Source organism: Streptomyces hebeiensis (genome assembly GCF_052983195.1).
On record NZ_CM129812.1, the window covers coordinates 2,597,909 to 2,621,820 of the forward strand.

At 72.0% G+C, this 23,912-nt stretch carries 15 protein-coding genes and 1 pseudogene; 5 read left to right on the forward strand and 11 right to left on the reverse strand.

The window, feature by feature from the left end:
• Positions 1 to 87: 87 nt before the first annotated feature.
• Both recD2 and ACU6P3_RS11090 read right to left on the reverse strand, forming a co-directional pair.
• Positions 88 to 2,295 carry an SF1B family DNA helicase RecD2 gene (gene recD2 / locus ACU6P3_RS11085; RefSeq protein ID WP_447196973.1) on the reverse strand — a complete coding sequence of 736 codons (2,208 nt, stop codon included), beginning with the start codon at positions 2,293 to 2,295 and terminating at the stop codon, positions 88 to 90.
• A 9-nt stretch (positions 2,296 to 2,304) separates the two neighbouring features.
• Positions 2,305 to 3,768, reverse strand: a complete 1,464-nt coding sequence (locus ACU6P3_RS11090) for an MFS transporter (protein WP_447196974.1) — start codon at positions 3,766 to 3,768, stop codon at positions 2,305 to 2,307.
• A gap of 71 nt (positions 3,769 to 3,839) precedes the next feature.
• Between ACU6P3_RS11090 and ACU6P3_RS11095 the strand changes: the two genes are divergently transcribed.
• Positions 3,840 to 4,892 (forward strand): GlxA family transcriptional regulator, encoded by a 1,053-nt coding sequence (locus ACU6P3_RS11095; RefSeq protein WP_447196975.1) that lies wholly within the window; start codon positions 3,840 to 3,842, stop codon positions 4,890 to 4,892.
• 123 nt (positions 4,893 to 5,015) lie between these two features.
• On the opposite strand, the gene ACU6P3_RS11100 is transcribed toward ACU6P3_RS11095, so the two are convergent.
• The 3 genes from ACU6P3_RS11100 to ACU6P3_RS11110 all read right to left on the reverse strand — a co-directional run bounded on the left by ACU6P3_RS11100 (position 5,016) and on the right by ACU6P3_RS11110 (position 8,346).
• Complete coding sequence (locus ACU6P3_RS11100) at positions 5,016 to 5,807, reverse strand: sugar phosphate isomerase/epimerase family protein (RefSeq protein WP_447197844.1); 792 nt, start codon at positions 5,805 to 5,807, stop codon at positions 5,016 to 5,018.
• A 146-nt stretch (positions 5,808 to 5,953) separates the two neighbouring features.
• Positions 5,954 to 7,198, reverse strand: coding sequence for a dihydrodipicolinate synthase family protein (locus tag ACU6P3_RS11105; protein ID WP_447196976.1), 1,245 nt, complete (start codon positions 7,196 to 7,198; stop codon positions 5,954 to 5,956).
• Positions 7,195 to 8,346 (reverse strand): Gfo/Idh/MocA family protein, encoded by a 1,152-nt coding sequence (locus ACU6P3_RS11110; RefSeq protein ID WP_447196977.1) that lies wholly within the window; start codon positions 8,344 to 8,346, stop codon positions 7,195 to 7,197. The genes ACU6P3_RS11105 and ACU6P3_RS11110 overlap by 4 nt, the downstream gene beginning before the upstream one ends.
• Positions 8,347 to 8,454: 108 nt before the next feature.
• Between ACU6P3_RS11110 and ACU6P3_RS11115 the strand changes: the two genes are divergently transcribed.
• On the forward strand, positions 8,455 to 9,720 hold the full coding sequence (locus ACU6P3_RS11115) for a LacI family DNA-binding transcriptional regulator (protein ID WP_447196978.1): 1,266 nt from the start codon (positions 8,455 to 8,457) through the stop codon (positions 9,718 to 9,720).
• A gap of 379 nt (positions 9,721 to 10,099) precedes the next feature.
• A complete protein-coding gene (locus ACU6P3_RS11120; RefSeq protein ID WP_352084899.1) occupies positions 10,100 to 10,897 on the forward strand; it encodes a sugar phosphate isomerase/epimerase family protein in 798 nt (265 codons plus the stop codon).
• Positions 10,898 to 10,952: 55 nt separating this feature from the next.
• Here ACU6P3_RS11120 and ACU6P3_RS11125 read toward each other — a convergent pair whose 3' ends face one another.
• On the reverse strand, positions 10,953 to 11,927 hold the full coding sequence (locus ACU6P3_RS11125) for an EamA family transporter (RefSeq protein WP_447196979.1): 975 nt from the start codon (positions 11,925 to 11,927) through the stop codon (positions 10,953 to 10,955).
• A gap of 97 nt (positions 11,928 to 12,024) precedes the next feature.
• On the opposite strand from ACU6P3_RS11125, the gene ACU6P3_RS11130 reads away from it, so the two are divergent.
• A complete protein-coding gene (locus ACU6P3_RS11130; RefSeq protein ID WP_447196980.1) occupies positions 12,025 to 12,951 on the forward strand; it encodes a LysR family transcriptional regulator in 927 nt (308 codons plus the stop codon).
• Between the two features lie 149 nt (positions 12,952 to 13,100).
• On the forward strand, positions 13,101 to 14,954 hold the full coding sequence (locus ACU6P3_RS11135) for a glycoside hydrolase family 3 protein (protein WP_447196981.1): 1,854 nt from the start codon (positions 13,101 to 13,103) through the stop codon (positions 14,952 to 14,954).
• A 67-nt stretch (positions 14,955 to 15,021) separates the two neighbouring features.
• On the opposite strand, the gene ACU6P3_RS11140 is transcribed toward ACU6P3_RS11135, so the two are convergent.
• The 5 genes and pseudogenes from ACU6P3_RS11140 to ACU6P3_RS11160 all read right to left on the reverse strand — a co-directional run bounded on the left by ACU6P3_RS11140 (position 15,022) and on the right by ACU6P3_RS11160 (position 23,885).
• Positions 15,022 to 16,452 carry a S28 family serine protease gene (locus ACU6P3_RS11140; RefSeq protein ID WP_447196982.1) on the reverse strand — a complete coding sequence of 477 codons (1,431 nt, stop codon included), beginning with the start codon at positions 16,450 to 16,452 and terminating at the stop codon, positions 15,022 to 15,024.
• Positions 16,453 to 16,571: 119 nt separating this feature from the next.
• Positions 16,572 to 16,937, reverse strand: coding sequence for a hypothetical protein (locus ACU6P3_RS11145; protein WP_447197845.1), 366 nt, complete (start codon positions 16,935 to 16,937; stop codon positions 16,572 to 16,574).
• 309 nt (positions 16,938 to 17,246) lie between these two features.
• Positions 17,247 to 21,287: an ABC transporter ATP-binding protein gene (locus ACU6P3_RS11150; RefSeq protein WP_447197846.1), complete on the reverse strand. Its 4,041-nt coding sequence runs from the start codon at positions 21,285 to 21,287 to the stop codon at positions 17,247 to 17,249.
• A 328-nt stretch (positions 21,288 to 21,615) separates the two neighbouring features.
• Positions 21,616 to 22,934 (reverse strand): annotated as a pseudogene (locus tag ACU6P3_RS11155) (IS630 family transposase).
• 69 nt (positions 22,935 to 23,003) lie between these two features.
• Positions 23,004 to 23,885, reverse strand: coding sequence for a serine hydrolase (locus ACU6P3_RS11160; RefSeq protein WP_447196983.1), 882 nt, complete (start codon positions 23,883 to 23,885; stop codon positions 23,004 to 23,006).
• Between the last annotated feature and the right edge of the window lie 27 nt (positions 23,886 to 23,912).

Sequence of the window (23,912 nt, forward strand, 5' to 3'; positions counted from 1 at the left end):
GCACCCCGCCGGGCCCTCCGCCCCTGCTCCCCGGACGGCCCCGGACGGCCACAGGCGGCCCCGTTCGACCCCGTGCGGCGCTCGCGCTCAGCCCGCGGCGCCCAGACGGTGGGCCAGCGCCGTACAGCGTCTGCCCGCGGAAACCGTCCGTACCGCCTGCCCGATGGCCTTGCGGGAACCGACGAGGACGACGAGCTTCTTCGCGCGGGTGACGGCCGTGTACAGCAGGTTGCGCTGGAGCATCATCCACGCGCCCGTCGTCACCGGAATGACCACGGCCGGGTACTCGCTGCCCTGCGACCGGTGGATCGTCACCGCGTACGCGTGCGCCAGCTCGTCCAGCTCGTCGAAGTCGTACGCCACCTCCTCGTCCTCGTCCGTCCGCACCGTCAGCCGCTGCTCGTCCATGTCGAGGGAGGTCACCACCCCCACCGTGCCGTTGAAGACCCCGTTCTCCCCCTTCTCGTAGTTGTTCCTGATCTGGGTGACCTTGTCCCCCACCCGGAAGACCCGGCCGCCGACCCGCTTCTCCGGGAGGTCCGGCCGCGCGGGCGTGACGGCCTGCTGGAGCAGCCCGTTGAGCGCGCCCGCGCCGGCCGGGCCCCGGTGCATCGGCGCCAGGACCTGCACGTCCCGGCGCGGGTCCAGGCCGAACTTCGCGGGGATCCGGCGCGCCGCCACATCGACCGTGACCCGGCCCGCGTCCTCGGTCTCCTCCTCCACGAAGTGGAAGAAGTCGGCGAGGCCCTGAGTGAGGGGATGCTGCCCGGAGTTGATGCGGTGCGCGTTCGTGACCACGCCCGACTGCTGCGCCTGCCGGAAGATCCGCGTCAGCCGGACCCTCGGCACGGGGCCGCCCTCGGCGAGCAGATCGCGCAGCACCTCGCCGGCGCCCACCGAGGGCAGCTGGTCGACGTCCCCCACCAGCAGCAGGTGCGCTCCGGGCGCCACCGCCTTCACCAGCTTGTTGGCCAGCAGCAGGTCCAGCATCGACGCCTCGTCCACCACCACCAGGTCCGCGTCCAACGGCCGGTCCCGGTCGTACGCGGCGTCCCCGCCCGGTTTGAGCTCCAGCAGCCGGTGCACGGTCGACGCCTCGGCACCGGTCAGCTCCGCCAGCCGCTTGGCCGCCCGCCCGGTCGGGGCCGCCAGCACCACCTTGGCCTTCTTGGCCCGCGCCAGCTCGACGATCGAGCGGACCGTGAAGGACTTGCCGCAGCCCGGGCCGCCGGTCAGGACCGCCACCTTCTCGCTGAGCGCCAGCCGCACCGCCTGCTCCTGCTCGGGCGCCAGCTCCGCGCCCGTACGCCCCGCGAGCCAGGTCAGCGCCCGGTCCCAGGCCACGTCGCGGAAGGCCGGCATGCGGTCCTCGCCGGTCCGCAGCAGCCGCAGCAACTGGCCGGAGAGGGACACCTCGGCGCGGTGGAACGGCACCAGGTAGACCGCGGTGACCGGATCACCGCCCTCCGGATCGGGCACCTTCTCCCGGACGACCCCCTCCTCCTCGCCCGCCAGTTCGGCCAGGCACTCGATGACCAGGCCCGTGTCCACCGCGAGCAGCTTCACCGCGTCCGCGATCAGCCGCTCCTCCGGCAGATAGCAGTGGCCCTGGTCCGTGGACTGCGACAGCGCGTACTGAAGACCCGCCTTGACGCGCTCCGGGCTGTCGTGCGGTATGCCGACGGCCTGCGCGATCCGGTCCGCCGTCAGGAAGCCGATGCCCCAGACGTCCGCCGCCAGGCGGTAGGGCTCGTTCCGCACGACCGAGATGGAGGCGTCCCCGTACTTCTTGTAGATCCGCACCGCGATGGAGGTGGAGACCCCCACGCCCTGGAGGAAGAGCATGACCTCCTTGATCGCCTTTTGCTCCTCCCAGGCGGCGGCGATCCGCTTCGTCCGCTTGGGGCCGAGGCCCGGGACCTCGACGAGCCTTCCGGGCTCCTTCTCGATGATGTCCAGCGTGTCCAGGCCGAAATGTCCGGTGATCCGGTCCGCGAACACCGGTCCGATGCCCTTGATCAGGCCCGAGCCGAGATAGCGGCGGATGCCCTGGATCGTGGCCGGCAGGACCGTCGTGTAGTTCTCGCACATGAACTGCTTGCCGTACTGCGGGTGCGAGCCCCAGCGGCCCTCCATGCGCAGGGACTCGCCCGGCTGCGCGCCGAGCAGCGAGCCGACCACGGTGAGGAGGTCGCCGCCGCGTCCGGTGTCGACACGGGCGACCGTGTAGCCGTTCTCCTCGTTGGCGTACGTGATCCGCTCGAGGACCGCTTCGAGGACCGCTGGATTGGACATGACCCGACGCTACCTCCCGGCTCCGACAGCCCGTCGCCCCTGTGGACAACGCGGCGTCCGGCCCGGACGCCGCCGCACCGCCGTCGCGAGCAGCGCGGCCGCCGCGCACAGCGCGCCCGACCCCGCCCATACCGGGTCGTACGACCCGAACGTGTCCCGTACGACCCCGCCGGCGCCCGCCATGAGTCCGGCCCCGACCTGGTGCGCGGCGCTGACCCAGCCGAAGACGATCGCGCTGTCGTCGCCGTGGAACTCCCGGCAGAGCGCGATCACCGGCGGGACCGTCGCCACGTCGAGGAGCCCGAAGAACACCGCGAACAGCACCAGCGGCGCCCGGACCGTGGCGCTCATCAGAAACGGCAGCACCACCAGCGAGACACCCCGCAGCACGAAGTAGCCCGCGAGCAGCCGCCGGGGATCGAACCGGTCGGTCAGCCAGCCGGAGCCCACCGTGCCCGCCACGTTGAACACGCCGATCAGCGCGAGGACCGAGGACGCCGCGGTCGCGGGCATGCCGTGGTCGTGCGCGGCGGGCGTGAAGCTGCTCCACATGACGCCGTTGGTCGAGGCACCGCACACGGCGAAGACGCCGGCGAGCAGCCAGAAACCGCGCGTACGCGCCGCGTCCAGCAGGACGCGCACGGTGCGCCGCGCCGCGCCGCGCGCGGGGGCCGGGTGGGCGGCGTCCTCCTCGTCCCCGTCCTCGGCGCCGTACGGCCGCGACCCGGCACCGCACGGCCGCGTCCGTTCCTCGGCACCGTACGGACGTGTCCCCGCGTCGGCCGGACGGTCCGCCATCAGCAGCCTGACGGGCGGGAGCAGGAGGAGCGCGGCGAGCGCCACCGCCATCAGCGCCGGGCGCCAGCCGTGGCGTTCGACCACCCAGGAGAGCACCGGAAGGAACGCGAACTGCCCGAACACCCCGGCGGCGGTGAGCACTCCGGTGACCAGGCCACGCCGCCGTACGAACCAGCGCTGGGCGACGACCGCGGCGAACGTCGTCGCCAGCGCGCCGCTGCCGAGCCCGACCAGCAGTCCCCAGCTGAGGACGAACTGCCAGGGGGCCGTCATGACGGTGGTCAGCAGGCCGCCCGCGGCGAGGCAGGCGAGCGCGGCCGGCACGGTCCGTCGCGTGCCGAAACGATCCATCAGCGCCGCCGCGAACGGAGCCGTCAGCCCGTAGAGCACCATGTTGAGCGAGACCGCGATCCCGATCGTGGAGCGCGACCAGCCGAAGGCTCCGTGCAGGGGATCGACCAGGGCTCCGGAGAGGGTGCTGAAGCTTCCCGCGGCGACGATCACCAAGGTCGCGGCGAGGGCGACCCACCAGGCGCGGTGCACCCGCGCGACGCGCCCTCGAGGGCCGTGTCCGCCAGGGCCGTCCACCCCGCGTGGGCGTGTCCCGGGCAGAGACGTTTCCGCGGTGGCCGCCTCCGTCGTGCGCGTCCCGCCTGTTGATCGCGTCGATCCCATGCACTCGACAGTGCGCCCGTCGGTTCGGCTGTTCGAGTTGCCCGACAGCCAGGACGGGAAAGAATCGGGCCATGGCAGCTTCTCGTCGTTCTCACGGTCCTCGCCATCTCGGTCATCCCGGCCGTCCCGGCCGTCCAGGTTCCCACCGCGTCGCCGTGCTCGTCCGCCCCGGCCTGCTCCAGATGGAGCTGGGGATCGTGCACCAACTGTTCGGCAAGGCCGTGTCCGCTTCGGGAGCGCCGCTGTACACCGTGCTGACCTGCACGCTCTCCCCCGGGGCGATACGTACCGACGCGGATGTCACCGTCAATGTGGCGCACGGCCCCGAGGTGCTGGCCGAGGCGGACACGGTGATCGTGCCGACCTCGGACGAGGACTACACGCCGGGCGACGGACGGCTCGACGCGCCCCTCGCCGCCGCGCTGGGGCTGATCAGGCCCGGCACACGGATCGCGTCCATCTGCACGGGTTCGTTCGTCCTGGCCGCCGCCGGACTGCTCAAGGGCCGGCGGGCCACGACCCACTGGCAGTCCTGTGATCAGTTCCGCGCGCTGCACCCCGATGTGCTGCTCGATCCCGACGTCCTCTATACGGAGGACGGCCATGTGCTCACCTCCGCGGGCGTGGCCTCCGGGATCGATCTGTGCCTGCACATGATCAGGAGCGACCACGGGGTGGCGGTCGCCAACGCCGTGGCCCGTACGACCGTCGTGCCCCCGCACCGGGACGGCGGCCAGGCCCAGTACATCCGCCGCCCGGTCGCCGAGCCGACGGTCTCCTCGACCCGCAGGGCGCGCGCCTGGGCCGTGGACAACCTCGACCGTCCGCTGCCGCTACGGGAGTTGGCCGCACTGGAGTCCATGAGCGTACGGACGTTCACACGCCGCTTCCGTGAGGAGATGGGGCTCTCACCGGCCCAATGGCTGATACGCCAGCGCGTCGAACGGGCCCGCCAGCTTCTGGAGGAGAGCGACCTCCCTGTCGACCGGGTGGCGGCCAACTCCGGTTTCGGTACGGCGGTGTCGCTCCGGCACCACCTCCAGGAGGCCACGGGGGTGACCCCGACGGCGTACAGGAGGACGTTCCGGGGCCCGGGAGAGGCCGACCGGGAGGCGGCCGGATGACAGCCGGCCGCCCTCGTCGGCGTTACCTCGGAAGGAGGCCGCCCTGCGACGCATGCGTCACCACGTGCGTCACCACGTGCGTCACCACACGTATGTCACCGCACATGCGTCACAACGCGCGCGTCACAACGCGTGTCTCACGTACCGCCGCACCACCTCCTGGAGCAGCCTCACGCCGTCCCCCTGCCACAGCCGCTCGTTGAACAGCTCCACCTCGATCGGCCCGTCGTAGCCCGCGGCCTCCACCCGTTCGCGCCAGGTCCGCAGGTCGACCGAGCCGTCGCCGAGCTGGCCGCGGCCGTTCAGGACGCCCTCGGGAAGAGGCGTGGTCCAGTCGGCCAGTTGGAAGGAGAAGATGCGCTCCCCCGCGCGGGCGACGGCCGCCGGCGCGCGGTCGTCCCACCAGATGTGGTAGGTGTCCACGACGACCCCGACCTGGTCGGCGGGGAAGCGTTCGGCCAGCTCCAGGGCCTGGTCGAGGGTCGAGACCACGCAGCGGTCCGAGGCGAACATCGGGTGCAGCGGTTCGATCGCCAGGCGCACACCGCGGTCGCCCGCGTACGGAGCCAGCTCGGCCAACGCGTCGGCGATGCTCTCACGGGCCGCCGCGAGGTCCTTGCTCCCCTCCGGAAGACCCCCGGAGACCATCACGACGGTGTCCGTGCCGAGCGCCACCGCCTCGTCGACGGCCGCGCGGTTGTCGGCCAGCGCGGCGGCCCGCAGCTCCGGGTCCGTCGCGGTCAGGAAGCCGCCCCGGCAGAGGGTGGTGACCGCGAGGCCGGCGTCCCGCACGAGCTTCGCCGCGGCCTCGACGCCGTACGCCTGGACCGGTTCGCGCCACAGGCCGACGCCGGGCACTCCGAGGCGTACGCATGCCTCGGTCAGCTCCGGCAGGGACAGTTGTCTGACCGTCATCTGGTTGATGCTGAAGCGGGCGAGGTCGCCCGGGGCAACCGGCGCTTCCGCGCCATGGTCACCGTCACCGTCCACGCTCGTCCCCCGGACCGCGTCCGCGTTCCCGTTCGTATCCGTATTCGTGTCCATGTCCGAGCCCGTGTCCGTCACTGGTCCACCCCGTACACCCTGAGCAGGGACGCCATCCGGGCCTCGGCCATCACGGGATCGGGGAACAGACCGAGCCCGTCCGCCAGTTCGTACGCCCGCGCCAGATGCGGCAGCGAACGCGCCGACTGCAGACCGCCGACCATGGCGAAGTGGTCCTGGTGGCCGGCCAGCCAGGCGAGCAGGACGACGCCCGTCTTGTAGAAGCGTGTCGGCGCCTGGAAGAGATGGCGGGACAGTTCGACGGTCGGGTCGAGCAGGTCGCGGAAGCCCGCGACGTCGCCGGTGTCCAGGAGCCGGACGGCCTGCGCGGCCAGTGGCCCCAGAGGATCGAAGATGCCGAGGAGGGCATGGCTGAAACCGCGTTCGTCCCCCGCGATCAGCTCGGGATAGTTGAAGTCGTCCCCCGTGTAGCAGCGCACGCCGTCGGGAAGCCTGCGACGCAGTTCGACCTCGCGCCGGGCGTCCAGCAGGGAGATCTTGATGCCGTCGACCTTGTCCGGGTGGTCGGAGATGACCTGGAGGAAGGTGTCGGTGGCGGCGTCCAGGTCCGCACTGCCCCAGTACCCCTCGAGGGCGGGGTCGAACATCGGACCGAGCCAGTGCAGGACGACCGGTTCCGCCGCCTGGCGCAGCAGGTGCGCGTACACGTCGGAAAAGTCGTCCGGTGTCTTCGCGGCCGCCGCGAGGGCCCGCGAGGCCATCAGGATGGCCTGCGATCCGGTCTCCTCGACGAGCGCCAACTGCTCCTCGTAGGCGGCGCGTACGGTCCCCAGGTCGTGCGGTCCCGGCGCGAGCTGGTCGGTTCCCACGCCGCACGCGATGCGTCCGCCGACGGCTTCGGCCTCGGCGGCGGACCGCCGGATCAGCTCGGCCGCGCCCGCCCAGTCCAGGCCCATGCCGCGCTGCGCGGTGTCCATGGCCTCGGCCACCCCGAGCCCGTGCGACCAGAGATGACGGCGGAAGGCGAGCGTGGTGTCCCAGTCGACGGCGGCCGGCCCGTCCGGGCTGACATCGGCGTAGGGGTCGGCGACGACATGGGCCGCGGAGAAGACCGTACGGGAGGCGAGAGGCGGACCGGCCGTCGATCCGTTTGTCGAGCCGTTTGTCGAGCCGACCACCGAGCCGCTCGACGCCGTGCCGACGGGGGCGCTCGCCGCCGTATCCCTCAGAAACGCGGCCGGTTCCGAGCGGGGGACGTATGTCCTGAATCCGCCATCGGCGGACGGGAGTCGCAGGGTCACAGGGTCAGCTCCGGTACGTCGAAGCGGCGGCCCTCCACCGACGACCGCGTGCCCAGCTCGGCGAGCTGGACGCCGCGCGCGCCCGCGAGCAGGTCCCAGTGGTACGGCGTGTCCAGCGCGACATGGCGCAGGAACAGCTCCCACTGCGCCTTGAAACCGTTGTCGAACTCGGTGTTGTCCGGGACCTCCTGCCACTGCTCGCGGAACGACTCGGTGGCGGGCAGGTCCGGGTTCCACACCGGCTTCGGCGTGGCGCTGCGGTGCTGCACCCGGCAGCGGCGCAGCCCCGCGACGGCCGAGCCGTGCGTGCCGTCGACCTGGAACTCGACCAGTTCGTCGCGGTTGACGCGGACCGCCCAGGAGGAGTTGATCTGCGCGACGGCCCCGCCGGCCAGTTCGAAGATCCCGTACGCGGCGTCGTCGGCGGTCGCCGCGTACGGCTCGCCCCGCTCGTCCCAGCGCCGCGGGATGTGCGTGGTGATGTGCGCCTGAACGCTGGTGACGCGTCCGAACAGCTCGTGCAGGACGTACTCCCAGTGCGGGAACATGTCGACGGTGATGCCGCCACCGTCCTCCGCGCGGTAGTTCCAGGAGGGGCGCTGCGCCTCCTGCCAGTCCCCCTCGAAGACCCAGTAGCCGAACTCCCCCCGTACGGAGAGGATCTCGCCGAAGAAACCGCCGTCGATGAGGCGCTTCAGCTTGAGCAGGCCCGGCAGGAAGATCTTGTCCTGAACCACACCGTGCTTGATCCCGGCGGCATCGGCGAGTCTGGCCAGGTCGAGGGCGCCGTCGAGGTCGGTCGCCGTCGGCTTCTCGGTGTAGACGTGCTTGCCCGCGGCGATCGCCTTCTTGATCGCCTCCACCCGGGCGGAGGTGACCTGGGCGTCGAAGTAGATGTCGACCGTCTCGTCCGCCAGAACGGCGTCCAGGTCGGTGGACCATTCGGTCAGACCGTGCCGTCCCGCCATCTCTTCGAGCGCGTGTTCCCGCCGGCCGACGAGGACGGGCTCGGGCCACAGCACCTCACCGTCCCCGAGGTCCAGTCCGCCCTGCTCGCGGATCGCGAGGACGGAGCGGACCAGATGCTGCCGGTACCCCATCCGCCCCGTGACGCCGTTCATGGCGATCCGCACTGTCCTGCGTGTCACGAAGTTCCCTCCATAGAGCCGTAGCAAGCGCTTTCTACGGGGGAAAACGCTAGCCTGCGACAGCGGCCGGTACAAGGGGCCGGACCTGATCTCACCCGGAGGAGAGCGATGACAGTCACACTGTCGGACGTGGCAGCCCGCGCCCGGGTGTCGCCCGCGACGGTTTCCCGCGTGCTGAACGGCAACTACCCGGTCGCCGCCGCCACCCGCGAACGCGTGCTCCGGGCGGTGGACGAACTGGACTACGTGCTGAACGGGCCCGCCAGTTCGCTCGCCGCCGCCACCTCCGACCTGGTGGGCATCCTCGTCAACGACATCGCGGACCCGTTCTTCGGGATCATGGCGGGAGCGGCCCAGACCGAGATCGGCGGGCAGGAGGGACCGGTCGCCCCCGAGAGCGGACGGCAGGGCTCCGGAGCGGCGGGCCCGGCGGGCGGTACAGCGGGCACGGCAGGCGCGACGGGCGGCACGGCAAGCGCGACCGGCGGCACGGCAAGCGCGACCGGCGGCGCGGCGGGCACTACGGCGGGCACCGTAGGCGCGGCAGGCCCGGTCGGCGCCGGCCGGGCGGCCGGGCGGGCCGGAAGCGAGAAACTGGCCGTCGTCTGCAACACGGGCGGCTCGCCCGAGCGCGAGCTGACCTACCTGACCCTGCTCCAGCGCCAGCGTGCGGCGGCGGTCGTGCTCACCGGAGGCGCGCTGGAGGACCCCGGCCACATCGAGGCGATGACCACGAAGCTGGCGAAACTCGCGGACGCGGGGACGCGCGTGGTGCTCTGCGGCCGGCCGCCGCTGCCGGGCAGTGACGCGGCCGTGGCGGCGCTGGCCTTCGACAACCGGGGCGGCGCACGGCGGCTGACGGAGCATCTGCTCGCGCTCGGCCACCGCAGGATCGGTTACGTGGCGGGCCCGGCGGAGCGTACGACGACCCGGCACCGGCTGGAGGGCCACCGCGAGGCCCTGGCGGCGGCGGGCGTCCCGGAGGCGCGGGACGCGCAGGGGCGGCCGCTCACGGTGCACGGTCCGTACACCCGCGACGCCGGCTACACGGCGACGCTGGAACTGCTGAGCCGGGCCCCGGAGCTGACGGCCGTGGTCGCCGCGAACGACACGGTGGCGCTGGGAGCGTGTGCGGCGGTGCGCGAACGGGGGCTGCGGATCCCGGCGGACATCTCGGTGGCGGGCTTCGACGACCTGCCGTTCTCGGTGGACGCGGTGCCCGCGCTGACGACCGTACGGCTGCCGCTGCACGAGGCGGGGGCGCGCGCCGGGCGGCTGGCGATGGGGACGGAGGCGCCGCCGCCGGGCGGCGTGGCGACGATCGGGGCGGAGCTCAAGGCGCGGGAGTCCACGGCGGCGCCTCGGAAGGCGTGACCGGCGGGTCCGTACGTGGTGCGCGTGGCGCACCCGCCACGCCTAGTGCCGCGACCGGCAAGGTTTGCCCGTCAAGGAGCGGCGTCCGGTGCGTGTGATCGCAAGGCGGGCAGAAGTCCATGTAGCGGAGCTACCTGGGCTTGTGGCCAACGCGGCGAGCGCGCGTGCCGGGCGTCGCGACGGGGCAAACGTTGCCGGGAGGGGCACTTAGGACGGAGGTAGGCGCCCGGCGCGCGTGGGGCACGACGACGTGCTTGGCACGCGTCGGGCCGGGTACCCACGTGGCGGGCGGTCGGGCGCGGCACGTCCCGGCAGGGTATGGGATCACGTCGCGCCGCCCTCTTCCCTCCCGGGCCCTCGCTCAGAAAGGATCTGCGCCATGAAATTCGCCTTTTCCACCCTCGGAGTCCCCGGCCTGCCCGTCCCCGAGGTCGTCGCGCTCGCGACCGCGACCGGTTACCAGGGCGTCGAGCTGCGCGGCCATCCCGAGGAGCCCGTGCACCCGGGCATCGGAACGGCCGAGCGTGCCGCCGTCGTGGACGAGTTCCGGCGGGCGGGCGTCGAGATCCTCACCGTCGCCGGATACGTACGGGTGGCGAAGGCGGAGGAGGACGTGGACGAGGAGGCGCTGCGCGCGGAGTTGCAGGAGCTGCTGTGGCTCGCCCGGGACCTCGGCGCGCCGAACGTACGGGTGTTCCCGGGCGGCGGCGACCAGGATCCGGCCCACGCGGACGCGGTGGCGGCGCGCCGGCTGGGCGCGGCGGCGGAGCTGGCGGCGGACTTCGGCGTACGGATCCTGCTGGAGACGCACGACTCGCACCGGACGGGCGTGGCGGCGGCCCGGGTGCTGGGCCCGGTGGGACACCCACAGGTGGGGGCGTTGTGGGACGTGATGCACACGTGGCTCGGGGGCGAGGACCCGGTCACCACGCACGCGGTGCTGTCGCCGCACCTGGGCTACGTCCAGGTGAAGGACATCGCCTCGGCGGAGGACAGGACACCGCTGGCCCTGGGGGCGGGCGTGCTGCCCCTGGGCGAGTGCCTGGCGCTGCTGGACGACGACAGCTGGGTGTGCTGGGAGTACGAGAAGCGCTGGTACCCGCAGGCGCGCGAGCTGCCGGAGCAGTTGGCGCCCGGCAGGGAACACTTGGAGGGCCTGATCGCCGCGTACCGCTGAGACGCGGGGTGCCCGCACCTGGGCGCGGGGGCGGGCGCGGCCCCGCGCCCGCCCTTCAGGAGTGGCCTGCTCCTCCCGCCTGAGCCGTGGCGGCCTCCCGCTCCCGGCCTCCAGGTCCCTCGGCCTGTTCCCGCGCGCCCTTCCCCTTCGACCGGACACTCCACGACGTAAGCGACCTGAGTGACGTGAGCGATGTGAGCGCCACGCCCCCGACCACCAGGGCCGCCGCGCAGCAGCGCAGCGGGCCGACAGGTTCGTCCAGGAACAGCGCCGCCGACGACATCCCGAAGACCGGGACGAGCAGGGAGAACGGGGCCACGGACGAGGCGGGGTGGCGCCGGAGCAGCCAGCCCCACGCGCCGAAGCCGAAGACGGTCGTGACCCAGGCGACGTAGAGGACCACCCCCGCTCCCGTCAGGTCGATCCCCCTGACCGCGGCGGCGTCGGCGTCCGGCCCCTCGAACGCAAGGGAGAGACCGAGCAGCGGCAGCACGGGCACGACCGACACCCACACCATGAAGTTCAGGGCGTCCGGCGGGGACGCCTTACGGGTGAGGACGTTCGAGACTCCCCAGCAGGCCGCGGCGGCGATGACCAGTGCGAACGCGGCCGATGATCCGGACGCCCCCTCGTCCGCCGCCGCGAGCGCGATGCCCGCGAGCGCGACGCCCATGCCCAGCAGCCGCTTCCCGCCCGGCCGTTCGCGCAGTACGACCGCCGCGAAGAGTGCCGTGAACACGGCCTGTATCTGGAGGACGAGCGACGACAGACCGGCGTCCATGCCACGGTCCATGCCGATGAAGAGCAGGCCGAACTTGGCCACGCCGAGCGCCAGGCCCACCCCGATCACCCACTTCCAGGCGACCTTCGGCCGCCCCACGAAGAAGACGGCCGGCACGGCGGCGACGAGGAACCGCAGCGCGGAGAACAGCAGCGGCGGGAAGTGGCCGAGTCCCACCTCGATGACGACGAAGTTCACCCCCCAGACGGCGGCGACGGCAACGGCGAGAGCCTTGTGTGTGGCGCGCATACGGAGAGCATCAGCGACCGCGACCGTGTAGCACCAGCGCCGACTTCTTCATGATGCAATTGAGCATTGCTTAATCGCACTGAAGGAGGGGCTGACCGTGCTCGACCTGGCCCGGCTGCGCGCGCTGCACGCCGTCTCCGTCCACGGCTCCGTCGCCGCGGCGGCCGCGGCGCTCGGCTACACCCCGTCCGCCGTGTCGCAGCAGATCACCAAGCTGGAGCGGGAGACCCGTACGACCCTGCTGGAGCGGCGCGGCCGCGGGGTGGCCCTCACCGACGAGGCCCGCCACCTCGCCACCACGGCGGAGGAACTGCTCGCCATCGTCGAGCGCGCCGAGACCACTCTGGAGGAGCGCCGGGGGCAGCCCACCGGCCGGCTGGTGGTCGGGGCCTTCGCGTCCTCCGCCCGGGGGCTGCTCCCCGGAGTACTGGCCGAGCTGGCCGGGCTGCACCCCACGCTGGACATCCGGCTCAGGGAAATCGATCCGCACCTGTCCGTGGACCTGGTGGCCCGGGGAGTGATCGACCTGGCCGTCGCCCACGACTGGGACATCGCCCCGCTGCCCGCCCCCGAGGGCGTCGAGCAGGCGGTCATCGGGGACGACCTGTGCGACGTGCTCGTCCCGGCCGGGCACCCGTTCGCCGCGCGGTCGCGCGTGCGGCGGGAGGACCTGCCGGGGCAGCGCTGGATCTGCCAGCCGCCCGGCACGGTCTGTCACGACTGGCTGGTGCGCACGCTGCGCGCGGCCGGCTGCGTACCCGACCTCGCCCATCAGGCCGAGGAGAACCACACCCAACTGGCGCTGGTGGCGGCGGGCCTCGGCATCGCCATGATCCCGCGCCTGGGGCGGGGACCGCTGCCCGAGGGGGTGCACGCCGTCGCCCTCGATCCGGTGCCGATGCGCCGGCTGTACGCCCTGTGGCGTACGGGCGCGGCACGGCGCCCGGCCGTGACGGCCACGGTGGAGACGCTCCGGCGGCACTGGCCGGCGGTGGCGACGGCGGAGACACAGGCGCCGGCGTAGCCCGCACTGTCCCCGTCGCGCTGTCCCTGTCGCACGACGCCTCGGCGCGTCGGCGGTCATCCCTTGACTGGCACTTACTTTCCTTATATGCGTGGGGCTTTGGAAGTTTTCTTCACTTCCCTCGCGGCGCACGGCCGGAAGGAGCACCAGTGCACGACCGGACCATCCCCAGACGCACCCTCCTCAGCGCGACCGCCGTAGCAGCGGCGGCGGTCGCCGTCACCGCCGTCCCCGCTCCCGCGTCCGCCCTCTCCACAGTCGGCCCCACCGATGCCGCCGGTGCCGCGCGACGGGACCGCCTCCGCCGGCTCGTCTCGCGTATGAGCCTCCAGGAGAAGGTCGGCCAGGTCTTCGTCATGCGGGTGTACGGGCACTCCGCCACCGCCCCCGACCAGGCCGACATCGACGCCAACCTCGCCGAGATCGGTGTCCGCACCGCCGCGGAGCTGGTGGAGAAGTACCACGTCGGCGGCATCATCTACTTCGCCTGGGCGCACAACACCCGCGACCCGCACCAGATCGCCGGCCTCTCCAACGGCATCCAGAAGGCGGGCCTCGCCCAGCCCACCCCCGTACCGCTGCTGATCGCCACCGACCAGGAGCACGGCATCGTCGCGCGCGTCGGCAAGCCGGCCACGCTGCTGCCGGGCGCGATGGCGCTCGGCGCGTCCCGCTCACCCGCGGACGCGCGCGAGGCGGCGCGGATCGCCGGGGCCGAGCTGGCCGCCATGGGCATCAACCAGAACTACGCCCCGGTCGCGGACGTCAACGTCAACCCGGCCAACCCCGTCATCGGCGTACGGTCCTTCGGCGCCGATCCACAGGCCGTCGCCGACCGGGTGGCCGCCCAGGTCAAGGGCTACCAGGGCGCGGGAATCGCCACCGCGGCCAAGCACTTCCCCGGGCACGGCGACACCAAGGACGACAGCCACTACTCGCTCCCGACCATCCATCACACCCGTGAGCAGTGGACGGAGCTGGACGCGCCGCCGTTCCGGGCCGCGATCGCCGCCGGCATCACCTCGGTCATGACCGCGCACATCGTCGTCCCGGCGCTCGACCCCGACGAGGACCCGGCCACGCTCTCGCACCCCATCGTCACGGGCGTCCTGCGGGAACAACTCGGCTACGACGGGGTCGTGACCACCGACTCGCTGAGGATGGAGGGCGTCCGCGAGAAGTACGGCGACGACCGCGTGCCCGTCCTCGCCCTCAAGGCGGGCGTCGACCAACTGCTCGACCCGCCCGACCTGTCACTCGCCTGGAACGCGGTGCTGACGGCGGTCAGATCCGGCGAGATCAGCGAGAAGCGGCTGGACGAATCGGTTCTGCGCATCCTCGAACTGAAGGACCGGCTCGGCCTGTTCCGCCATCCGCCCTATGTCTCCCGGACGGGCGTGGACCGGGTCGTCGGCATCCGCGCGCACCTCACCGCCGCCGACCGGATCGCCGACGCGACCACCACCCTCCTGGTCAACGAGGGCAATCTGCTGCCCCTGAGCCGGCGGCGGGAGAAGAAGGTGCTGGTCGTCGGTGCCGACCCGGCCTCGCCCTCCGGGACGACCGGGCCGCCGACCACCGTCCTCGCCAAGGCGCTGACCGAACTGGGCTTCAGCGCGACCGCGCGGTCCACCGGTACGGCGCCGACCGCCGCCGGGATCGACGAGGCGGTCGCCGCGGCGCGCGGCACGGACGCGGTGGTCGTGGCCACGTACAACGTCTCGACGGCCAGTTCGCAGCGCACGCTGGTGAACGCGCTGGTCGCGAGCGGGGTGCCGGTGATCACGGTCGCCGTCCGCAACCCGTACGACATCGCGCACCTGCCCGGCGTCCGGGCGTCCCTGGCCACGTACTCCTGGACCGATGTCGAACTGCGCGCCGCCGCCCGGGTGATCGCCGGCCGGACCCGGCCCCGGGGGCGGCTGCCCGTACCCGTCCAGCGCGCGGACGATCCCGCGCGGGTGCTGTACCCGACCGGGCACGGGCTCGGCTACCGCTCGTAGCGGCGCGTGGAGCCGGGCTCCCGGCGCATGGCGCCGGGGTCAGGCTCCGCCCCCCGCTTCCCGCGCGTTACGGCCTCAGCGTCTGACGCCGCTCCAGCTTCTGCCGGTCGAGCTGGGCGTCGAACGGTGACAGCGGCTTCGCCTTCGTCGCGTCCTTCCGCACGGCCTCCGGCGCCACGCCCGCCCAGGCCAGGATGCGGGCCGTCGCCTTCGCCTGCTGGTCCGGCACCAGGCCCGCCACGTTGGCGCCGTGGTTGGCGCCCGGCGCGACGTACACGTGGCTGTCGCGCGCGCCGTGCCCGAGCCGGAAGGGCTCCGCGCCCCACGGGTCGTTCTGCCCGTACACGAACATCATCTGGTTCGCGTGCCGGCGGACCCAGTTGTCGATGTCCCGCATCGCCGACGGCTCGAAGCGCATCGCGATGTCGCGCGGCACGAAGTTGCGCGGCGGCTGGTAGCCGTACCGGCTCAGATTGCCCAGGTGCGGCAGCTTGATCGTGGGCGCGCCGAGCTGGGTGCCCGCCTGGTAGTAGTACGGCTGGTAGGTGGCCAGGCCCTGGTCGGTGTACGCGGAGAAGCCCGAGACCGTGTCGACGCTGTCGTAGATCTCCTGGTCGGAGGCGGTGGCGGCGGCCGGGATGCCGTCGCAGTCGGCGAGCAGGCTGTACTGCCAGAAGCCCCAGACGTAGTCGAGCACCGTGGCCTCGTAGGCCTTGTCGAGCGAACCGATGGTGGTGAACGTCGCGCCGTTGGCGTCCGCCCACTCCTGGAACTTCCTCTCCAGCGGCGCGCGCCGGACCAGCGCCTCGCGCTGCACCGCGTTCAGCCGGTCGCGGCACTCCTTGGTGCCGACGCGCTCGAAGAACCGGTCGTACGCCGAGTCCTCGTGGTTCACCACGTCGTTGGGCGCGACGTACGCGACGACGCCGTCCATGTCGTCCGGGTAGAAGCGCTCGAAGTAGGTGGCGGTCATACCACCCTTCGAGCCGCCCGTGGCCAGCCACTTCTTGGAGTAGACGCGCTTCAGCGCGGTGAATATCCGGTGCTGGTCACTGGCCGCCTGCCAGATGGTCAGCTTCGACCAGTCGGCCGGCTGCGGGCGCGACGGGGTGAAGAAGCGGTACTCCATGGAGACCTGGTTGCCGTCGACGATCCGGGTCGGCTCGCTGCGGCTCGGGTTGGTGGAGACGTTGTAGCCTCCCGTGAAGAAGACCGTGGGACGGCTGGTGTCCTTGTGCAGCAGCGTGACGCGCTGCTCGAACGTCCCCTTGGCCGGGTGCCGGTGGTCCACCGGCTGGGTGTACGTCAGGACGAAGTAGCGGTACCCCTCGTACGGTTTCTCCTGGACGAGTTTCATCCCCGGGATGGCGAGGATCCGGTCCTTGATGTCGGTGGTGTCGGTGCCCCCACCGGACTCGGCGGCGGTGGCCGCACCGGCCGTGGCGACCGTGCCTATCACCAGCACGAACGACAACAGCCATCTCAGCGCCTTGCGCATTCACACTCCCCTGTGTTCATGACAGACGCCGCGAACCTAGCCCGGTCGGGACCCCGCCGCCACCCCTGACCGCCCTTCGGCCCCATGAACCGCCACGTCACATACGCGGCGGCACCGCGTCAGCACAGGATCCATCCCGTCGAGCCGCCCTTCCCGGACACGGCCCCCGAGGCCCGTACGCACCGGTTGAGGGCGTGCACCGTGACCGGGCCCGCCTGCCGGGTGAACGTCCCCTGGTCCACCACCGGCGAGGCACCGCGCGCCTGGAGACTGACCGACATCGTCCGCTTCGCCCCCGGCTTCTTGGCCACGGTGATCGCGCAGGCGTAGTCGCGGTTCTTGAAGACGCGCAGCTCACCGGTGGCGAAGCGCACCGTCTGCTGCGGGCGCCCGGAGCAGACGGACATCGCCTCGGCACCGCTCTGCCCCGGACCGGCCAGTACCAGGGCGCCGGCGGTGAGAGGCAGCAGGAGGCCGTACGTCACGCTTCGCGTGACGCCGTGGGCGGGGCCGCCGGTCGTGCGGCTGCCGGTCCCGGCGCGACTGAACACGTGTGCTTCCTTCTCCTACGGTCAGTTGGGCATACGCGTGCGCGCACACGTGGACACGCGGACACGCGGACACGCGGGACACGAAGGCGCACGCCTGTACGACGCGCGGGGCCCCGGAATCGGTTGCGCCGAGGCCCCGGCCGACGAGGCCGCGTCGGGGCAACGGGGACCACGCGGTCGTTCCGCGGCCCGACGGCCCGACGGCCTGGTGGCCTGGTGACCGCGGTCACCAGGCCACCGGACTCACGACACGGCCGCCGGCGCCTCGCACAGTTCGTCGGCGGGCCGCGCCTCGCCGACGAAGCTCCGCCACAGCGCGGCGTACCGGCCGTCCAGCGCGAGCAGTTCGTCGTGCGTGCCGTCCTCCACGACCCGGCCGTGGTCCAGGACGACCACCCGGTCCGCGCGTGCCGCCGTCGTCAGCCGGTGCGCGACGATCAGAGTCGTGCGCGCGTCGGCGCTCGGTGACGGGTGGACGGTACGGCGGCCGGTCAGCCGGTCGGTGGCCTGGTTGACCAGCGCCTCGCTCGCCAGGTCCAGGGCCGCCGTGGCCTCGTCGAGCAGCAGGATGTCCGGGTTCACCAGCTCGGCCCTGGCCAGGGCTATCAGCTGGCGCTGGCCGGCGGAGAGGTTACGGCCGCGCTCGGTCACCTCGTGCAGGTAGCCGCCGTCCAGCGTGGCGATCATGTCGTGGGCACCGACCGCGCGGGCGGCGGCCTCCACCTCGGCGTCGCTCGCCTCCGGGCGGCCGTACGCGATGGCGTCCCGTACCGTACCGGCGAACAGGTACGCCTCCTGCGGGACGACGCCGAGCCGGCGCCGGTAGGAGGTCAGGTCCATCGCGCGCAGGTCGGTGCCGTCGACCGCGACCCGGCCCCGCGAGGGGTCGTAGAACCGGGCGACCAGCTTGACCAGGGTGGACTTCCCGGCACCGGTCTCTCCGACGAAGGCGACGGTCTGACCTGCCGGTATCCGCAGGTCGACGCCGGTGAGAGCGGCCTCGGCGCGCTCGTTCGCAGCGGGCGGTTCCGCGCGCGCCGTCGCGTCGGACGCACCGGGGGCCTCCTCGGCCCGGTAGGCGAAGTGCACGTCCTCGAACGTGATCTCGCCGCGCAGCGACAGCACGTCCACCGGCTCCCGGGGAGTGGCCGTCGAGGTCGGCTCGCGCAGCAGTTCCTGGATGCGGCCCAGGGAGACGGTCGCCTGCTGGTAGCCGTCGAAGACCTGCGAGAGCTGCTGCACGGGGGCGAAGAACAGGTCGATGTAGAGGAGGTACGCGACGAGCGCGCCGGTGGTCAGCGTCCCGGCCTCCACCCGGCCTGCGCCGACGATCAGCACGGCCGCCGCGGCCACGGAGGACAGCAGCTGGACGAAGGGGAAGTACACCGAGATCAGCCACTGGCCGCGCACCCGGGCCGCGCGGTAGTGGGCGCTGCGGCCGGTGAAGCGCTCGACGCCGTCCTTCTCGCGCCCGAACGCCTGCACGATCCGCAGCCCCGACACCGACTCCTGGAGATCGGCGTTGACCGCGCTGATGCGCTCGCGCGCCAGCTCGTACGCCCGTACGCTCCGGCGCCGGAAGACGACCGTGCCCAGGATCAGCACGGGCAGCGTCGCGAAGACCACGAGGGCCAGTTCGACATCGATCACGAGCAGGGCGACGAGGATGCCGAAGAAGGTGACGACGGAGACGAAGGCGGTGACGAGACCGGTCTGGAGGAAGGTCGACAGTGCGTCCACGTCGGTCGTCATCCTGGTCATGATGCGACCGGTCAGCTCGCGCTCGTAGTAGTCGAGTCCGAGCCGCTGGAGCTGGGCGAAGATCTTGAGCCGGAGCGCGTAGAGGATCCGTTCACCGGTCCGGCCGGTCCTGCGGGTCTCGCCCGTCTGCGCGGCCCACTGGACCAGCACGACCAGCAGACCGAGCGAGGCCGCCGCCCATACAGCACCGAGGGCGAGCCGTTCCACGCCCTGGTCGATGCCGTGCCGGATGAGCACCGGGAGCAGCAGGCCCATGCCCGCGTCCACGGCGACCAGCGCGAGGGCGCCGAGCAGGGGCAGTCCGAACCCGCGCAGGAGGCGGCGCAGTCCGTACGACTCCTCGGCCGCGACGGCGCGGGCCTCGTCCACGGCGGGGGTGTCGGTGGCCGGGGGCAGGGCCGCCACCTGGGCGAGCAGTTCGGGGGTGGCACCGGCGGTGGCGTCGAGCGCGGCGGGGTCGCGGGGGTCGGCGGAAGCTCCGTCCCGTACCCACAGGGCGGGGGTGACACCGCGCTCGGCGTCGAACTCGGCGTCGATCTCGGCCAGGAGCGCGCGGCCGTCCTCCAGGGCCCTCCCGGGCGGGGCCTCGCACGCTCGGCCGGCCCCGGCGGCATCGGGCGTCGAGCTCTCCGCCTTCGCGCTCTCCGCCTTCGCGCTGTCGGTCTTCGCACTGTCGGTCTTCGAGGTACCGGTCCTGGTGGCCTCCGCTCCGGCGGCCTCGACTCCGGCGGCCGCATCCGCTTCTTCGGCTTCTTCGGCTCCGGCAGCCACGCCGGGTCCGCCGGTTTCGTCGGACGCGTCCGAGGCGTCGGGCTCCGTGATCAGCCGTCGGTAGAGGACGGACCGTTCCTGCAACTCCTCGTGGGTGCCGATGTCGGTGAGCCGGCCGCCGTCGAGTACGGCGATACGGTCGGCGAGGCCGAGGGTGGAGCGGCGGTGGGCGATGAGCAGGGTCGTACGTCCGGCCATCACCGAGCGCAGCGCCTCGTGGATCTCGTGCTCCACCCGGGCGTCGACGGCCGAGGTGGCGTCGTCGAGGACGAGCAGCCGGGGGTCCGTGAGGATGGCGCGGGCCAGGGCGATGCGCTGGCGCTGGCCACCGGAGAGCGTGAGCCCCTGCTCGCCGACCTTGGTGTCGTAACCGGCGGGCAGCTCGCTGATGAAGCCGTGGGCCTGGGCGGCCCGGGTCGCGCGCAGGATCTCCTCTTCGGTGGCGTCCGGCTTGCCGTAGGCGATGTTGGCGCGGACGGTGTCGGAGAAGAGGAAGCTGTCCTCCGGTACGAGCCCGATCGCGGCGCGCAGCGAGGAGAAGGTCAGTTCCCGCACGTCATGACCGCCGACGAGAACCGCACCGCGCGTCACGTCGTAGAAGCGCGGCAGCAGGAGGGAGAGGGTGGACTTGCCGCTTCCGGAGGAGCCGACGACGGCGACGGTCTCCCCGGGCCGTATCTCCAGGGACAGGCCGTCGAGCACGGGGCGTCCGCCCGCGTAACCGAACGAGACGTCGTCGAACTCGACCGACGCCTCGGCGTCCGCCGGAAGTTCCTTCGTGCCGTCCTGGAGCGTGGGCTCGGTGTCGATCAGTTCCAGTACGCGTTCGACGCCGGCCCGTGCCTGCTGGCCCACGGTGAGGACCATGGCGAGCATGCGGACGGGGCCGACGAGCTGGGCCAGATAGGCGGAGAAGGCGACGAAGGTGCCGAGGCTGATCTGCCCCCGGGTGGCCAGCCAGCCGCCGAGTGCCAGCATGGCGACCTGGCCGAGCGCGGGGACCGCCTGGAGCGCGGGGGTGTAGCGGGAGTTCAGCCGTACGGTGCGCAGGCGCGCGGCGAACAGCGCGCGGCCGACCTCGCGGAGCTTGCCGGTCTCCTGTTCCTCCTGGCCGAAGCCCTTGACGACGCGGACTCCGGACACGGCCCCGTCGACGACACCCGCGACGGCGGCCGCCTGGGACTGGGCGTACCAGGTGGCCGGGTGCAGCCTGGCCCGGCTGCGGCGGGCGATGTACCAGACGGCCGGCGCGACGGCCAGGGCGACCAGGGTCAGCGGCGGCGACAGCCAGGCCATGATCACAAGTGAGACGAGGAACAGCAGGACGTTGCCGATGGTCATCGGCAGCATGAAGAGCAGGCCCTGGATCAGCTGGAGGTCGCTGGTGGCGCGGCCGATGACCTGGCCGGTGGACAGGGCGTCCTGGCGTCGTCCGTCGAGGCGGGTGATCGTGCCGTACATCTCCGTACGGAGATCGTGCTGGACGTCGAGCGCGAGCCGGCCGCCGTAGTAGCGCCGTACGAAGGTCAGGGCGTAGACGACGAGCGCGGCGAGCAGCAGGAGGCCGGTCCAGACCGCGAGGGAGCGCTCGCCGGTGCCGATCACGTCGTCGATGACGACCTTGGTGATCAGCGGGACGAGGGCCATGACGGCCATCCCGCCGAGCGAGGAGCCGAGCGCGAGCAGCACGTCGCGCCGGTGGCGCCACGCGTATCCGCTCAGCCGCCGGGCCCAGCCCTGCGGGGCGTCCACCGCCACCGCCGTGCCCGGTGGCGTCGAGCCTGGTGCTGTCGAACCAGGCGCCGTCGAACCACGCGCCGTGGAGTCCGCCCCCGCCGCGGCTCCGGCGTCGGCCGCCGCTCCCGCTCCCGTATCCGCGCCCGCATCCGCCACTGCAGTCTCCCGATCCCCCGGCTTACCGTCCTGACCTGCCGAAAGACACCAACGCGGGCCGGGGCGGATTTCATCCCGCCGTAACGTTCGACGGCCGAAGACCGGTCGGGAGACCTAGGCCGGACGTGGACGGGAACGAGGCCGTCGCCGCGCGGGACCTAGTGTGATGCGCCAGAAATCCTGATGGTTAGTTCTGCTCTGTTTTCGGGGCGGTGGTTCCGACCTTGGTGAGGTAGTCGGCGAGGGATTTGAGGATCTCGTCGGCTGTCTTGGTCCAGGTGAAGGGGCGCGGTTTCTCGTTCCAGGTGTCGATCCACGCGGTGATGTCGTTCTCCAGTGCCTTCACGGAGGTGTGGACGCCGCGGCGGATGAGCTTGTCGGTCAGCAGGCCGAACCACCGCTCGACCTGGTTCATCCAGGAGGAGCCGGTGGGGGTGAAATGGACGTGGAAGCGGGGGTGTTTGCCGAGCCACGTCCTGATCTCGGCAGTGTTGTGGGTGGCGTAGTTGTCACAGACGAGGTGCACGTCGAGCCCGGCGGGCACCGCCTTGTCGATCCGGATCAGGAACTTCTTGAACTCGATCGCCCGGTGGCGGCGGTGAAGTGCCGATATGACGGTGCCGTCGGCGATGTTGAAGGCTGCGAACAGGCTGGTGATGCCGTGCCGCAGGTAGTCGTGGGTGCGGCGTTCGGGCATGCCCGGCATCATCGGCAGCACTGGCTGGGAGCGGTCCAGCGCCTGGATCTGGCTCTTCTCGTCCACGCAGAGCACGACCGCCTTCTCGGGCGGGTGGTGGTACAGGCCGACAACGTCGACGACCTTGGCGACGAACTGCGGATCGGTGGACAGCTTGAAGGAGTCCTGCAGGTGAGGCTTGAGGTCGAACCGCTTCCAGATCCGCCCGATCGTCGACTTCGACAGGCCGGTGCGCTGGGCCATCGAGGCCCGTGACCAGTGCGTGTCCCGGCCCGGGAGCGACTCCAGGGTGGCCACGACGACCTCCTCGACCTGGTCGAGGAGGATCGAGGCGGCCGGCCCGAGCGCGGCTCGTCCTGCAGGCCATCGAGGCGTTTCGCGATGAACCGGGCCCGCCAGCGGTCCACGGTTGACCTGTCGATACCGAGGTCGGCCGCGGCCTGCTGGTTCGTCCCGCCCTCCGCGCAGCGCAGCACGATCTTGGCCCGTAACGCGAGGAACTGGGCGGTCTTCGCCTGCCGGGCCCACTGCTGCAGCTGCCTGCGCTCAGCATCGTCGAGGATCAGATCGGCCTTCGGCCGGCCGACCCAGCCGGCGTCCTCAAGCCCCGCCATCCGCTCTGCGGCGAAAGCACGACGCCACTTGCCGACCGTCTTGGCCTGGACACCGACGAGCCGCGCGACACCCGCGTTCGACATGCCGTCAGCACACGCCAGGATGATGCGGGCCTTCTCGGCCGAGCGCCGGTGCGGCATCTTCGTCCGGCGCACCAACTCGGCGCGCTCAGCCTCGGACAACGTGACCGCCACAGCAGAAGGCCCCGAATGCGACATGCCAACAGGGTACTTACTAACCATCAGGATTTCTGGCGCATCACACTAGGACCATGGCAACGAGGCGGCCGCGGTGAGGTCCTTGTGGACGGCTCGGGAGACGGCCTCGATCGTGTTGACGCCGTCCTGCATCGTGTTGTTGTTCTGCGTGAGCACGCTGATGCGGTAGTCGTGGCCCTTGCCGGTGAAGGCGCCGATGCTGTGGACACGCCAGCCCTGGGTATCACGCTGGAGCCAGCCGTTCTTCAGCTCGGTGGTGGCCGAGGAGGGCGCTCCGGCCGGGACGCCCCAGCGCTGGGACGGGATGACCTTGTGCATCCGGTCCAGGATGAAGGCCCGCGACGCGTCGGTGAGCACCCGGTTCCTGTCGGTGATCAGAGACAGCAGCCGCTGCTCGTCACCGGCGGTGATCTGGGTGAGGCCCCAGTAGCCGTCCGCGCCCGGAGTGGTGCGGGTCATCCCCGCGGCCTTCAGGAAACCGTTGACCTTCGCCGCGCCCAGTTGCTTCCACAGCTTGGTCGTCGCGGCGTTGTCCGACTTGGTGATCATGGCCGTGGCGAGACCGGTCTCACGCTTGGTGAGCGGGCGGCTCGTCTTCTGCGCGTCCCAGAGCAGGGTCGCGAGGACGGTCACCTTGACCACGCTGGCGGAGTCGTACCGCTGCGTGCCCCGCAGCGCGCAGGTGGTGCCGGTGGTGCGGTCGTCGAACGCGATCGCGGTCGTGGACGTGCGGTTCTCGAGCGCCGCGTTGATGTCCTTGCTCAGCTTCGCGGCGAGGCCTGCCTTGCCCGAGGTACACGAAACGCCCGGCACGGCGGTCGTCGCCGAGGCGGGCGTGGCGCCCGTGACCAGCGACAGGATGACGCCGCCGAGCAGGGCGGCCGAGAGCGGGGCCCGGGAGCGCCGGGGTATTCGGTGGTGAGTCAACGGTGGTTTCCCGCCCTTTTCGCGTCG